A 13,361-nucleotide genomic window follows, 5' to 3' on the forward strand; every position below is an offset into this window, starting at 1 on the left:
ATGCAATTGAATCGACCTGGTCTGCGCCCGGATTTATAGTTACTGTTAGCCAGCCGGAGAAAGGTCGGTTAAACCGTGTTGAGGTTCCGCTGGGGAGGGGGGCGACCGTAACTGGAGGCAGTGTCGGTAAATGGTATGCAGGAAACACTGAGTGGACGGCTGCGCACGAAGCAGGGCATTTGATGAATTCAAGTACGATGGTCGTTTTGATATGTACGATGTGGTGTCGCAGGCGCCATCTCGTTCTACCAAGCCCGTTCCGGGGTGGGAGGGAAACATTATGGCAGAGCATCTTGGCGTTCCAGACGATAGGGTTCGGGACGCTATCAAGAAGCGGTTGAGGTGCAAATGATGGTGAGTCTACGCGTGGCTGCGCTGCTTCTTCCATTGCTGGGAGGCTGCGGTACTAGCCAGATCAAACACACTGAATGGAACTCAGATTGGGTGGATGTTTCATCAGATGAGATCATTCCTGGGAACTCGACGATACTTCAGAGTGACCGCTTGGCCACCTTGAATCCGCAGAGCGAAAAGTTGATTGCTCAGTGGATGCTCGATCAGAACTTGAGCATCATGCAAGCATCGGATGCTGCTGATAAATTCGCGCCACTACAGTTGAATGGGTTAGTGCCGGCAGAGGGGGGGCTGTTTATCTCGTCAGAGCTGCCTCGGGTGCAGGAGGCGGGAGTTTTGTCGGCTACATAAATGACAATGGGATTCTCATCTTGTACGGGGTAATGCGAAGTTGTAGGGAGCAAGTGCATCGAGTGGTTGCTGTGAGCCTGAATAAGAGGCCTGCCAAAGTCTTCGGAGGGTGCTCAGGAGCGCTTTGAAGATTCTTATGTGAGTGGGTCTGAGGTGGGAATAGGAAAGTGGGAATTTCATTTGCGAGTGCTCTGTTGGTGTGCCTGCGGGCGGGGGCATGGATTGCAGTGGTTGAGCGGCTTGTAGCATTGGCCAAAGAGAAGGGGCTTGTGCCGCTGGCAAGCGCGGTGGCACATGGCAGCGTCGCGGCAACGGCCTAACTCCTCTGGTGCGATGCAGACCCACACGCGGGAAATGAGCTTGATCGGACACCACTGGAAATGATGTGCCAGGACCCGAGGTTTGATGATGTGGTGCGTAGGTTCGACGCCGCAGATGGAACCTGCTGATGGAATTTTCTGAAAAGAGGTTCTACCGATGCGCCTGATGACCTCCATCTGCCCAGTTTGTGGCACTAGCGGGCAGCGCTTTCCGCTGCGATTTGCTCGAAAGCGTCAAGCGAAGATGTCCTGCCGAGGGTCTCGCGTCGAGCTTCGTTCAGATCCGCGGTTGGGCACGTACTGCTCTATCTTCTGTACACACAGGTCATCATCCTGGTGTCGGCATTGCCGCTGATCGGAGCCAGTGTCGCGGGTGAATGGGCGCGGCTGGGAATGATCTGTGTGGTGGTGCTGGTGCTGCAGGTTGCCCGGCGCGATCAGGCACGCGCGAAGCCAGATCGTCCGTGCCACGCTGGATCCCAATCGCAGCTATGCGCGCAGGCCGGGTGTTTCGAGTAAGAACGTGGCTGCAGCGCCTGCACAGGGCAGTGATACCCCGAGTGCCAGTCCATGATCCTGCTGATCACTCCCTTCCTGACCGCAGGCTTGGCCGCGTGCGCATCGCACTCGGCAGGTGCTGTACGTTCTCCGCACGCCCCGATCACGTACCTCGGTACTGCCGTTGTGAAGGATATGACGCTCGGCCGGTTTCAGATTAGCTCGAAGAAGCACGGCAGCTACAGTTGCCACTCGCAAGTGTGGACCGTCTCCTGCACGCGCGCGCGGCAACGACAGAGATTCGGGGTGCGGATGAGAGGGGCTGGCGTCTCTTCAATGCGGTCCTGGAAGAAGTCGAACCGTCCGCTGCTCGCCTGGTAGTGGCACCCGACAAGGTGGGCAACTTTCTGTATCAAGGCGAGGGGCCTCATGGCCGGTGCGGTGCGCGAAGGGCAGACGCTGTCGATCGTCGTGCGCGATCTTCAGGGCTGCGAGCATCGCTCGTTGCCCTTCGTTCCAGAGCCGGATTGACGGGCAAGTGCAATTAGCTGGTGATGCGGCGGACCGCGCAGTTCCAGGCACCGGCAACGTCCACCGCGGGCTGGCAGCGTGCAGGCAACACAGGGGAAGATGGCGCGCCCGGAGGGATTCGAACCCCCGACCAATGGCTTCGGAAGCCACTACTCTATCCGGCTGAGCTACGGGCGCGTTGTAGAACCGCCGCGCCGTCGGCCAGTTCCGGGGCGGGCATCGCAGCGCCCTGAGGCGGTGCGGGACGGGCATTCTATCCAGTTTCGCCGAACAAATCTCCCCCCACGGGCAAAGCCCTGCCGGAGGGGCAGGAGTATCCTATCGCCATGGCTGATACCCCCCTCACTTCGCCGCAGTCGTCGGCGACGCCGCGTTGGCGGCATTACTGGAGTCTGATGCGCGCCGATCGCCCGATCGGCACGCTGCTGCTGCTGTGGCCCACCTGGTGGGCGCTGTGGCTGGCCGCGGGCGGCCTGCCGCCGCTGTGGACGCTGTTCGTGTTCACCGCCGGCGTGTGGTTGACCCGCTCGGCCGGATGCGTCATCAACGACTACGCCGACCGCTGGCTCGACCCGCATGTGGAACGCACCAAGGCGCGTCCGCTGGCCACCGGCGCAATCAGCGGCCGTGCCGCGCTCGCCTTGTTCGCCGTGCTGATGCTGGTGGCGTTCGGCCTGGTGCTGACCCTGAACGGGCTGACCATCGGCCTGAGCTTCATCGGCGTGTTCCTGGCCGCCAGCTACCCCTACCTGAAGCGCTACACCCATCTGCCACAGGTCTACCTGGGCATGTCGTTCGGCTGGGGCATCCCGATGGCGTTCGCCGCCGTGCAGGGCGAGGTGCCGATGCTGGGCTGGCTGCTGTATGCCGGCAACATCCTGTGGTCCACCGCCTACGACACCTGGTACGCCATGGTCGACCGCGAGGACGACCTGAAGATGGGCTCGCACTCCACCGCGATCCTGTTCGGTGATCTCGATCTGGTCATCCAGGGCGTGCTCTACGCGCTGTTCCTGGCCACCATGGCGCTGGTTGGCGTGCGTGGCGGGCTGGGTGGGTACTACCTGGCCGGTGTGGCCGTGGCCACGGTGCTGGTGGTGTACGAGTTCTGGATCTGCCGCAACCGCGAACGTGGTCCATGCTTCAAGGCGTTCCTGCACAACAACTGGGTGGGTGCCGCGCTGTTTGCCGGCATCGCCGTGGACCTGGCGCTGCGCTGAGACGCGCAGCCGAGCGTGGGCTCGGCTCTACAGGTGGCCCCCCCCGAAACCGGATATCCGTAGCGCCCGAGCCCATGCTCGGGCGGCGGCGCACAGCGCCGGGCCTTCCGCCGCCTACGACCAATAGGTGGCTGACAGCCTGCACCCCACCGCCCAGAATCGATCCATCGAACCTGGGAGGGTAGGCGATGGCCTCGACGGCAGCAGTACAGGATGGCTGGATGGCGCGCGCAGCGCTGCGCTCGGCCGCCTGGGCGGAAAAGTGGTTCCCCGACGCGTATGTGTTCGCGGTGCTGGGCGTGGTCATTGTTGCGCTGGCCGCGATGGGCTTCGGTTCGACCCCTCAGGCCACCGCCAGCGCCTTCGGTGACGGCTTCTGGAGCCTGATCCCCTTCACCATGCAGATGGCCTTCGTGGTCATCGGTGGCTACGCCGTGGCGACCGCGCCGGTGGTCGCACACTTCATCGATTTCCTGGCCCGGGTGCCGCGCACCGGTCGCGGTGCGGTGGTGTACGTGGGCCTGGTCAGCATGCTCGCCTCGCTGCTCAGCTGGGGTTTCTCGCTGGTGTTCGGCGGCCTGCTGGTCCGCGCGTTGGCCCGCCGTACCGAGCTGCGCATGGACTACCGCGCGGCCGGTGCGTCGGCATATCTTGGCCTGGGCGCGGTGTGGGCCATGGGGCTGAGTTCCTCGGCCGCACAGCTCCAGGCCAACCCGGCCAGCATGCCGCCGGGGCTGGTGGAGATCACCGGCGTGCTGCCGTTCACCGAAACCATCTTCCTGTGGCAGTCGATCGCGCTGACCGCAGTGCTGATCCTGGTCTCGCTGCTGATCGCTTGGCTGACCGCGCCTGCGGCCGGCAGTGCGCGTACTGCCGAGGAGTTCCCCGGCGCCGCGCAGGCCGAGCCGGAGCCGCTGCAGCGGCGCACGCGCCCGGGCGAATGGCTGGAGTACAGCCCGCTGCTGACCGTGCTGCTCTCGTTGCTGGCGTTCGGTTGGCTGTTCAACGAGTTCGCCAACAAGCCGGTGGTCACCGCCATCGCCAACCTCAACACCTACAACTTCCTGTTCATTTCGCTGGGCCTGCTGCTGCACTGGCGCCCGCGCAGCTTCCTCAACGCGGTGGCCAAGGCGGTGCCGAGCACCACCGGCGTACTGATCCAGTTCCCGCTGTACGGCGGTATCGCGATGATCCTCACCCACGCCGCCGGCGGTGACGGGCAGACCTTGGCGCACCGGCTGTCGAGCCTGTTCGTGCACGTGGCCAGCACCGATTCGTTCGCGCTGGTGATGGGCGTCTATTCGGCGGTGCTGGGCTTCTTCGTGCCGTCTGGTGGCGGCAAGTGGATCATCGAGGCGCCCTACGTGATGCAGGCCGCCAACGAACTGAAGGCGCACCTGGGCTGGGCCGTGCAGGTCTACAACGCGGCCGAAGCGCTGCCGAACCTGATCAACCCGTTCTGGATGCTGCCGCTGCTGGGCGTGCTGGGCCTGAAGGCACGCGACATCGTGGGCTTCACCTTCATCCAGCTGCTGGTGCATATCCCGCTGGTGCTGGGCCTGCTGTGGCTGCTGGGGATGACGCTGGCGTACGTGCCGCCGGTGATGCCATGAATGCAGCGTTGGCTTCCCTGTGTGAGCCGGGAAAGCCAGCCTCGTTCAGCGCGTGTCTCCGGCTGCGAGCGCCATGAATGCGTGCAACGCCGATGACGGCATGAGCACATGCCGAACCCGCATGAATCCTTCAGGCGCTTGTGCCGCAAGAGGTTCCGCGCGTTCATTCACAGGCGTACACACGAATGTAGCCGGCCACCCACGTGTGATTAACCAATCGCTGCAGACGATGGTCCCGTCCACCGCATTCCGCGCGTGGCTTTGGAGATCGGACATGGCACAGCAGAACCAGAACCCGAACCAGAAGCAGCAGGGCCAGCAGAACCAGCAGGATCAGCAGCAGGGGCGCGGCCGCGACCAGCAGCAGCAACAGCAGCAGGAACAGCAGCAGCGCAACCAGCGCAACCAGCAGCAGGGTGGGCAGGACGAGGAAGAGTGACTTCGATGCCCCAGCCTGGGCAACCCGCGAAGCCCCGCCCCGTGCGGGGCTTTGCTTATTCCAGCACGCCGATGCGCTGCAGCACCGGCGCCGCCGACATGTCATTGGGATTGGTGCCGGGCTGGTCCTGCGGCACGTCCATGCCCATGCCACGGTACAGATCCACCCAGTGCTGGGCGATCTGCCGCTGCCTGGCGCGGGCGTCCTGGCGGAACTCGACCAGCGATTGCCGGCGCGATCCCTTCTCGTCGGCGTGCAGTACCTCCCACCCCTGCGACGCCGAGGCGACAAGGGCCACGTGGTCGAAGCTGGGGCCGTGCTGCTTGCCGGTGGCATCGTCGATGGCCGCGCTGAGGCCGCTGCGGCCGGCGGTGACGAACAGCAGGTCGCCTTCCCGGACCTCCAGTGCGGCCACAACACCAGGCCACAGCGTTGGCGCCAGCAGGGAGAGGGCAAGCAGGAATGCGCGCATGGGGGCCAGGGTCGAAGCATGTGCGGCGTAGTCTAACGGCTGCTGCGATGACGTTGATTTCAGTCCAAGTGTGATATGAGTCTCAATTCAGCATGTCGGGATATTCCTGACAGCGGATGTTGAAACTGAATCGACAGAGGCATGGCTATCCTTGCCTCCCTACCGCGCCGGAACCGCGCGCGACCGCCCGGAATCAGGAGGATCCCTTGAACCAGCTCCGCCCCGTTGCCCTGCTTGCGCTTGCCCTGGGGCTTGCGCTGTCGGGCTGCAAGCCTGCGCCCCAGGCTGCCATCACTGACGCCGCCGCACCGGCTCCGAGCAGCACGGCCGCCGCCACGACGCCGGCCACGCCGGTTGCCGCGGCCCCGGCAGACGCGTCTGCCAGCTGCCCCCATCCGGTCTTCGACGACTTCCTCAAGCATTTCGGCAACGAGATCGCGCTGCAGGAAACGTCCACTGCCGATCCGCTGCTGGACAGCCACATCGATGGCGACGCCGAGCCGGAGCCACGCAAGGTGGAGGAGAAGGTGCCGCTTGCCAAGGTCGAATGGCCGGTGATGCCGGACCCGGCCACGCTGCAACGCCAGGGCCGCGAGATGCAGGTCACCCGCCTGCCCGACGGCCAGGTACAGGTGCAGATGCGCACCCCCGATACCAGCGACCAGCAGATCTACACCTTTGCCCAGAAGCCGTGCTGGCAACTGGTCAAGCGTGAGGACGAATCGATCTGACCCCTGAGCGACCGCCTGCGGGCGGTCGTGTGATTCACCCAAGGAGCACCGCATGCGTCTGTCTCCCGTTGCCCCCGTGCTGGCCCTGATGCTTGCTGCCTGCAGCGGCCCTGAGGCGGCTGCACCGGCGGCGGCCCCCGCTTCTACTGACCCGGCAGCGTCGCCGGCCGCACCAGCGGCTGCCGTTGCGGACCTTCCCACCTCTCTTACGCGCGACGAGACCGGCATGCATATCGATTGCCAAGGCACCCGCCTGCACCTGGCGGCCCAGCCCACCCAAGACACGGACGCTTCCCGGCTGACCACGCTGGAAATCGAAAAGGACGGCGCACGCCAGGCCATTGCTGCGCCCAAGGAGATGGACGGCTATACCGCCGTTGGCCTGGCCTGCGTGCAGGACCGCAGCGGTACGCCGTACTTCGTCGTGCAGTACGGTGAACTGCCGTTCGGCTGCAGCTTCTGCGAGTGGTACTACCTGTACGACGCCAGTGGCCGCCAGTTGACCCACAGCACACCCCCGCTGCGCGGCGCGGAAGGCGAGGAGCAGGAGCCCAACAACGACGAGTACGAGACGTTGATCGACTCGCTCGGCATCAAGCACCCGGAGGTGAACTACATCGAAGACTGAGCGCAGCGGCAGGACGTCGCACGCGCGCTGTGAACGCAGCACCGCAGTACCGCAGTACCAGAAGTACCAGGAGCAGTACCCCTTAAGGAAATCCCCTTTTTCATAGAATGGATAGCACAGACATGGCAGACATCTACCAGGACATGGTCCAGCCCCGCGGGGCGGCCTACAGCAGTGACCGCATCAAACCGTGGAGCCACTACCGGGAGCCGATCGACCAGAGCGACGGCCGCCTGCATGGCAATTCCCGCCGGTGGGGCGATGCGACCCCGGAAGTACAGTCACGGGTGATCGACACGATCATCGAGTCGGCGCGCGAGAAGGGCCTGACCCCGCGCGAAACCGCGCACGTGCTGGCCATCGCCCGCGTTGAATCGGGCTTCAACCCCGATGCCGCCGCTGGCACCACCTCGGCCTCGGGCCTGGGCCAGTTCATCGACAAGACCGGCAACCACTACCACCTCAACAGCCGCAACCGCTTCGACGTCGGCGCACAGTCCGACGCACTGGTTGACCATTACATCGATAACCGCACGCTGGCGCACAAGCGCGGCCAGGGTGAGGAGTACATCTACAAGTACCACCACGACGGCCCGACCCGCGATTACGGCGGCCTCACCCTGTCTGAAAAGAAGGTGATGCCGTACGTGGACAAGTACGAGCGGTTCGTGGAGCAGCGCCTGGGCCTGACCCACGGCCAGTCCCATGGCAGCCACGCGGCCCCCGCCGCAGCTGCGGCCACCCACGCGCAGGCCAAGCCGGCAGCGGCGCATGCCGAAGGCCAGACCCGCACCTTCGAGCAGACGATGCAGGTGATGCTGCCCCCGCAGAACGGGGTCAAGCCGCACGTTACCGGTGAGTTCGGCGAACACCGCGCGCACAAGCCGCACGGTGGCACCGACTTCAACTATGTCGGCGGCCAGCACGGCCGTAATCTGCAGCACCCGACCGTCCACGCGCCGATCTCCGGAACGGTGACGTTCGTCGGTGGCGACTACGGCACGGTGAAGATCAGGGATGCACAGGGCAACTCGCACGAGATCCTGCACCTGCACTCGACCCAGGTGAAGGAAGGCCAGCCGATCAAGGCGGGCGAGCCGATCGGCACCATGGGCGGGCGTGGCCCGGGCGGTGCGGGGCAGTATGCCCAGCACGTGCATTACCAGTTGAAGGATCCGCACGGCAAGCTGCTCAGCCCGCAGGACTTCTGGGACCACGGCAAGCTGAAGGAAACCGGCAAGGGTGGCCATTCGCATGACGCCGACCACAACGGTGTGCTGCGCCAGGGGGCCAAGGGCGAGGAAGTGACTGCGCTGCAGAAGGAACTCAACCGCCTGGGCGTGCGCGACGGCCAAGGCAATCCGCTGAGCGAGGATGGCAAGTTCGGTGCCAATACCAGGGACGCACTGATCGCCTACCAGAAGCAGCACGGGCTCACCGCCGATGGCGTGGCGGGTCCGGCGACGCTGGGCAAGCTGGCCGAAGGCCGCAGCCATGCCGAGGCGGCGCCGAAGGGGCCGCAACTGGGCGACAAGGCGCATCCGGATACGCCGCTGCACAATGCGATCCGTGGCCACATGCCGGGTATGATCTGCAACGAGATGAGCGCGTATGTGACCGCCCAGGCCAAGGCCGCCGGCATCGATTCACCGGAGAAGCTGCAGGGCGTCACCGTGCAGGATGGCAAGGCCTTCGTCATCGGCACCGTTCCCGGCTTCCGTACTGCGGTGGACATGACCCAGACGGCACCGAGCCTGCAGGAGACCAGCGCTGCAATGCTGGCCAAGCATGAGCCTTCGCAGCAACACGTGCAGGACGAGCAGCAGCGCGTGGCCATGGGCCGTTGACCGCTGCGTGTGAAGAGGTGTGTGGTAAAGGAGGCCGGCCGGGGTAATCCGGCCGGCTTTTCCGTTCATGGGGCAAGGACATACACGGATGCCGTTTCGCATGATGCACAGCACGCCGCCATTGCAAAGCATGGCGTCCACATGAGCCGGGTGCTGCGGTGGCGCAACGCATGGCAGCGGGTAGGGCTGGCACTGCTGCTCTGCCTGTTGCCGCTGCCAGTGCTGGCGGCGGCCGCGATCCCGGCACTGGATGACCCGGTGGTGGACACCGCCAACGCGCTGTCCGCCAGCACCCGCGCCACGCTGCGCGAGCAGGCATTGCAGCTGCAGGCACGCAAAGGCGCGCAACTGCAGGTGCTGGTGGTGCCCAGTGTTGGCGATGACGGCATCGAAGCCTATGCACAGCGCGTCTTCGAACAGTGGCAGCTGGGCCGCGCCGGTGTCGATGACGGGGTGTTGCTGCTGGTGGCAGTGCAGGACAGGCGCGTACGCATCCAGACCGGCTATGGCCTGGAAGGCACCATTCCCGATGCCTATGCCGCGCGCATCATCGACAAGGCGATCGTGCCGCGCCTGCGTGAGGGAGACCTGGACCAGGGCCTGCTGGACGGCAGCAAGGTGCTGGTGGCGTTGATCGATGGCGATCCGCTGCCGCCCCAGGAAGATTCATCCGCACGCAACCTGTTGCCAGCGGATTGGCGCACAGGGGATTCGGTCGTTGCCCTGACGTTGCTGGTGGGGTTCCTGGCCGGTCTGTGGCGATCACCGCCGCGCCTGCTGGCCACCAGGACCGAGGCCGAGTTCAGCTTTAAACGCCGTGAGCGGCGGCGCAAGGCATTGGCAGCCAATGCGGCAATGCCCAGGCCGAATTGGCCGACATTGCCTGCCTGGGGTAGACCGCTGCTGGTAACGGCAGTGATGGCCGCTGGGTTGGTTTCGGCGACGCTGCTGCTGCCGCGGCATGTGCTGCCTGCGCTGTTCTTTGTGCTGTTACCTGCTGTACCGGTGGCGGCGCTGCTGGGGTGGTGCTGGCGTCGCAGCCGTGGTGTGCGCATCGTGCTGTGCGGCATGTTGGCCGTCAGTATCGGTTTCTTCGCGGTGATGCTGGTCCGTGGCCAGTTGCCGCCCAGCCTTGCCCTGCACACGTTGCTGAACCTGGCGGTCGCCCTTGCCGCCATGCTGGTGTTCTTCCTGGTGCAGGCCGGCCGCGCGCGCTGGCGCAAGAACCGCAACAGCTTCGCCGTGCGGCTGGTGGTACTGGTGCTGTTGACCGGCGCCTATGCGCTGGGCGCGCTGCTGGCCATCGACCGGGCCAGCGACGAGAACGCACGCGTGTTGGCGATGATCGTGTCCAGCGTAGGCACGCTGTTCCTGTACTTCATCTGGCTGTTCACCCTGCTGCCCGGCGAAAAAGCACGCAGCGGACGAAGGTCGTCCCAAGGCTACCGTTCCTCGTCCAGCACCTCGTCGTCGAGTTCGTCCTCGAGCAGTTCCGGCGGCTGGTCCGGTGGTGGTGGTCGCAGCGGCGGCGGCGGCGCTTCGGGCAGCTGGTAGCTCAGGCCGCCCACACCCGCCAGCCCAGCGCGGCATCGCGCAGTTCGCCGCTACCGTTCACATCACCCACCTGCAGCTGCACGCCCTGGGCACCGGGCAGGTCTTTCTGCTCGGGGAACCAGCGCCGGTCCGCAGCAACCACGATCAGCAGGCCTTCGTCGTCGCCCATCGGCGCGAACTGCGGCGACGGCGGGCTGATCGGCTGCAGGCCGAAGCGCTGGTTGGACTGTTCGCGCACCGCATCGACATCGTGGCTGGGTAGGCCAACCTCGCTCAGGCAGGTCAGCTCGCTGCCATAGAAGGCGCCTGCGCGCGTGCTGACTGGCAGACGGCGCCGGCCGATCAACTCGAGGATCAGGCCATCAGGACCGGTGAAGTACACCGACTGCGACTGCCAGCTGCTCTCCAGCGCAAAGTAATCCAGGCCCTCAGGATTACGTTGCAGCGGGGCCCGTTCGCGCAACCAGGCCATCGCCTCGCCGAAGCGGTTGTCCGGTACGTTGAAGGCCAGGTGCACGCCACCGACGGGGTAATCACCCGCCGGCTGCAGTTCGATGGTGCTCCAGCCGATGTGCACATGGTTGCCGACCACGCGCTGCTGCAGCACATCATGGAAATACGCGGCCACGGAAGCGACGTCGGATACCGGCAGGGTGAGGTGCAGCAGGCGCATGATCGATTCTCCGTGGACGCGCCCACTGTAGCGCCGGGCCACGCCCGGCGGCCACTAGCGCAGTGAATGGTCGAAGAACCGTACTGCTGCGTCCACTGTCTGCGCGTGGGTCTTTGCCTTTGGCACTGACGTGCTGCAGAGGTCCTGCAGCCGCTGCTGCCCGGTCGGGGTGCATGCGGCGAGGAAATCGTAATGGCCGACACCTGGCAGCAGCTGCAGTGCAGCGCCCGCAATCACTGCACGCGCGGCCGCGCCATTGGTCTGTGGCGGCGCAACCGTGTCAGCCTCGCCAAGCACAATCGACACGGGCAGCCGCAACGAGGACAGCTGCTCGGGCGCGAAGGCCTGGATGATCGCCGGTGCCATCAGGAACACCGCGCGCACGCCGGGAATGGCGCGTGCGTCGTTGGCGTGGGACATCCACGGCGACAGCTCGGCCGACGCCGCAGCGGCAACACGCGCCTCCATCGTGTGCGTTGCCGCTTCCTGTTGAGGCCGGCAGACGCCGTCATCCGGATGCGCCGTGCAGAACGCCAGCAGTCGCTGCAGGTCCGGTTGCGCCCCAGCCGACAACAGCGCGGTGTAGCCACCGGCCGAGAAACCGGCAACACCCAGGCGTTCAGGATCGACGTGCGGGCCCAGCACTGGATCGGCCTGCACGGCCGCCAGTGCCGCGCGCAGATCATCCGCGCGCAGCCAGGTCAACATGCTGCCATGGAGGGTCATCTGGTCGGCACCATTGTTGCCGGGATGATCGACCGCGATCACCAGATAACCTTTCCGTGCCAGCGCGGTGCCCAGCCAGCCCATCATGCGCGCGCTGCCGCCGTTGCCATGCGACAGCAGCAGTGTCGGCAGGCGAGCGCCTGCGGGCGGCGCATCCATCGCCGAGCGACCAACATCGAACAGGGGCGTGCCAGGCGGCCCGATGGTCACCTCGACTTCGCTGCTATCGGCCGGTGCCGGATACCACACCGTGTAGCGCAGGGTGTTGCGGTGCTGCGCATCGCGCACGGCGGCACTGGCCACCGTCGTGGTGCCATGGCGCTCGCCGGCTTTCCAGGTGTCGCCTGCGTGGGCGGAGAGCGCCGCTGCCATCAGCAGCAGCCCGACAATTGTGATGTTCACGCGCATCTTCAGCTCCATGTCAGCAGGGGCCTTCGTCTACCGGCAGCCAGATCTCCACGCCGCCGTTGCCAGTGTGCTCGTTGAACCGGGCGTCGTAGCGCTCCAGGTCCGGCGCGTCGGCCAGGCTGAGGCCGGCGCTGGGCAGGTAGTGATCCAGCAACCAGAACCAGGTCGAGCGGATGGCCGAGATGTGCCCGCCGTGCCAGGCCACCAAGTAGCGTCGTGCGGGCACATCCACGCGCTGCCAGTGCGCGGGTACAGGGCCAAGTGAACCAATCGGCAGCGCGGCGATATAGTCGAAGCCGCCGTCGTCGTCGTTGTTGCAGCACACCCCAAAACTGACCGGGGCCGGCGCCGGCCATTCCCGGTTGAGCTGGGCCCACTGCCCGGGAATGGCACCGCCGCTGTTGCGGGTATGGCGCATGCCGATGCCGGCCAGCTGGAAGGCCGGGGTGTCGAGCAGCTGTGGCGCCTCAGCGCAGGCAGCCGGCGCCTCGTCCACGCGGATCGCCTGCACCAGCGCCAGCCCATCGGTGCCCTGTTGGCGTACCCGTTCCGGTGTCTGCCCGAACTGTTCGCTGAAGGCACGGGTAAACGCGGCATGAGTGGTGTAGCCCGCGCCAATCGCCACCTGCAGGATGTCGCATGCGCCGTTGGCCAGCCGCTGCGCGGCCGTTGTCAAGCGGCGCCCACGCAGGTAACGGACCACCGAAGTGCCGGTGCGGGCCTGGAACAGGCGCGACAGATGGAATGGCGACAGTCCCACCGCAGTGGCGATATCGGCCAAGGCCAGCGGCTGCTCCGCATGGGTTTCGATGTACCACACCGCCTTGCCTGCCGCACTCATCCTGTCGTTCCATGAATCCGATGCTGGACACAGTAGCGGATCGGCAGGCGTGGCGTTTAGCAGTTCTTGCGCCTGCGCGGACTCAAGCTGTCGCACTGACGTCATGCCTCCTTCACAGATCGCGCCGAGACTGCGCGCCTTGTCCAGGCCTGGGA

The 13,361-nt window shown here is 65.5% G+C and carries 12 protein-coding genes and 1 tRNA gene; 8 read left to right on the plus strand and 5 right to left on the minus strand.

All coding sequences use genetic code 11. The features are described 5' to 3' along the window. Positions 1 to 366: 366 nt before the first annotated feature. The gene (locus tag VG543_RS07045) at positions 367 to 705 is read left to right on the plus strand and encodes a hypothetical protein (RefSeq protein ID WP_423178312.1); all 339 of its coding nucleotides are present in this window, start codon (positions 367 to 369) and stop codon (positions 703 to 705) included. Positions 706 to 2,154: 1,449 nt separating this feature from the next. On the opposite strand, the gene VG543_RS07050 is transcribed toward VG543_RS07045, so the two are convergent. Then, positions 2,155 to 2,231, minus strand: a tRNA-Arg gene (locus VG543_RS07050). Between the two features lie 149 nt (positions 2,232 to 2,380). Here VG543_RS07050 and ubiA point away from each other — a divergent pair. From ubiA to VG543_RS07065, 3 genes are all read left to right on the plus strand, one after another. After that, entirely contained in the window at positions 2,381 to 3,274 is an 894-nt protein-coding gene (gene ubiA, locus VG543_RS07055) for a 4-hydroxybenzoate octaprenyltransferase (protein ID WP_423178310.1), read from the plus strand. A gap of 188 nt (positions 3,275 to 3,462) precedes the next feature. Beyond that, positions 3,463 to 4,887, plus strand: coding sequence for a short-chain fatty acid transporter (locus VG543_RS07060; RefSeq protein WP_423178308.1), 1,425 nt, complete (start codon positions 3,463 to 3,465; stop codon positions 4,885 to 4,887). A gap of 274 nt (positions 4,888 to 5,161) precedes the next feature. Continuing rightward, positions 5,162 to 5,326, plus strand: a complete 165-nt coding sequence (locus VG543_RS07065) for a hypothetical protein (RefSeq protein ID WP_005414774.1) — start codon at positions 5,162 to 5,164, stop codon at positions 5,324 to 5,326. 55 nt (positions 5,327 to 5,381) lie between these two features. On the opposite strand, the gene VG543_RS07070 is transcribed toward VG543_RS07065, so the two are convergent. Then, a complete protein-coding gene (locus VG543_RS07070) occupies positions 5,382 to 5,798 on the minus strand; it encodes a YiiX/YebB-like N1pC/P60 family cysteine hydrolase (RefSeq protein WP_423178306.1) in 417 nt (138 codons plus the stop codon). A gap of 206 nt (positions 5,799 to 6,004) precedes the next feature. Between VG543_RS07070 and VG543_RS07075 the strand changes: the two genes are divergently transcribed. From VG543_RS07075 to VG543_RS07090, 4 genes are all read left to right on the plus strand, one after another. After that, a complete protein-coding gene (locus VG543_RS07075) occupies positions 6,005 to 6,529 on the plus strand; it encodes a hypothetical protein (RefSeq protein ID WP_019661618.1) in 525 nt (174 codons plus the stop codon). Between the two features lie 52 nt (positions 6,530 to 6,581). After that, complete coding sequence (locus VG543_RS07080) at positions 6,582 to 7,157, plus strand: hypothetical protein (RefSeq protein WP_229301578.1); 576 nt, start codon at positions 6,582 to 6,584, stop codon at positions 7,155 to 7,157. Positions 7,158 to 7,279: 122 nt separating this feature from the next. Continuing rightward, positions 7,280 to 9,004: a peptidoglycan-binding protein gene (locus VG543_RS07085; RefSeq protein WP_207048857.1), complete on the plus strand. Its 1,725-nt coding sequence runs from the start codon at positions 7,280 to 7,282 to the stop codon at positions 9,002 to 9,004. A 141-nt stretch (positions 9,005 to 9,145) separates the two neighbouring features. After that, positions 9,146 to 10,558 (plus strand): TPM domain-containing protein, encoded by a 1,413-nt coding sequence (locus VG543_RS07090; RefSeq protein WP_423178303.1) that lies wholly within the window; start codon positions 9,146 to 9,148, stop codon positions 10,556 to 10,558. Position 10,559: 1 nt separating this feature from the next. Here VG543_RS07090 and VG543_RS07095 read toward each other — a convergent pair whose 3' ends face one another. Genes VG543_RS07095 through VG543_RS07105 form a run of 3 tightly spaced genes read right to left on the minus strand, consistent with a single transcriptional unit; the run spans position 10,560 to position 13,206 of the window. Next, on the minus strand, positions 10,560 to 11,231 hold the full coding sequence (locus VG543_RS07095) for a VOC family protein (RefSeq protein ID WP_423178301.1): 672 nt from the start codon (positions 11,229 to 11,231) through the stop codon (positions 10,560 to 10,562). 54 nt (positions 11,232 to 11,285) lie between these two features. Further along, entirely contained in the window at positions 11,286 to 12,329 is a 1,044-nt protein-coding gene (locus VG543_RS07100; protein WP_423178352.1) for an alpha/beta hydrolase family protein, read from the minus strand. Positions 12,330 to 12,378: 49 nt separating this feature from the next. Then, positions 12,379 to 13,206: an AraC family transcriptional regulator gene (locus tag VG543_RS07105; RefSeq protein WP_423178299.1), complete on the minus strand. Its 828-nt coding sequence runs from the start codon at positions 13,204 to 13,206 to the stop codon at positions 12,379 to 12,381. Positions 13,207 to 13,361 lie beyond the last annotated feature (155 nt).

The organism is Stenotrophomonas sp. CASM101, assembly GCF_049384845.1.
Taxonomy (GTDB): domain Bacteria; phylum Pseudomonadota; class Gammaproteobacteria; order Xanthomonadales; family Xanthomonadaceae; genus Stenotrophomonas; species Stenotrophomonas hibiscicola.

Coding starts and splice junctions, on each gene's coding strand:
- ubiA (WP_423178310.1), top strand. CDS start 2,381: ATGGCTGATACCCCCCTCACTTCGCCGCAGTCGTCGGCGACGCCGCGT.
- VG543_RS07060 (WP_423178308.1), top strand. CDS start 3,463: ATGGCCTCGACGGCAGCAGTACAGGATGGCTGGATGGCGCGCGCAGCG.
- VG543_RS07065 (WP_005414774.1), top strand. CDS start 5,162: ATGGCACAGCAGAACCAGAACCCGAACCAGAAGCAGCAGGGCCAGCAG.
- VG543_RS07070 (WP_423178306.1), bottom strand. CDS start 5,798: ATGCGCGCATTCCTGCTTGCCCTCTCCCTGCTGGCGCCAACGCTGTGG.
- VG543_RS07080 (WP_229301578.1), top strand. CDS start 6,582: ATGCGTCTGTCTCCCGTTGCCCCCGTGCTGGCCCTGATGCTTGCTGCC.
- VG543_RS07085 (WP_207048857.1), top strand. CDS start 7,280: ATGGCAGACATCTACCAGGACATGGTCCAGCCCCGCGGGGCGGCCTAC.
- VG543_RS07090 (WP_423178303.1), top strand. CDS start 9,146: ATGAGCCGGGTGCTGCGGTGGCGCAACGCATGGCAGCGGGTAGGGCTG.
- VG543_RS07095 (WP_423178301.1), bottom strand. CDS start 11,231: ATGCGCCTGCTGCACCTCACCCTGCCGGTATCCGACGTCGCTTCCGTG.
- VG543_RS07100 (WP_423178352.1), bottom strand. CDS start 12,329: ATGGCAGCGGCGCTCTCCGCCCACGCAGGCGACACCTGGAAAGCCGGC.
- VG543_RS07105 (WP_423178299.1), bottom strand. CDS start 13,206: ATGAGTGCGGCAGGCAAGGCGGTGTGGTACATCGAAACCCATGCGGAG.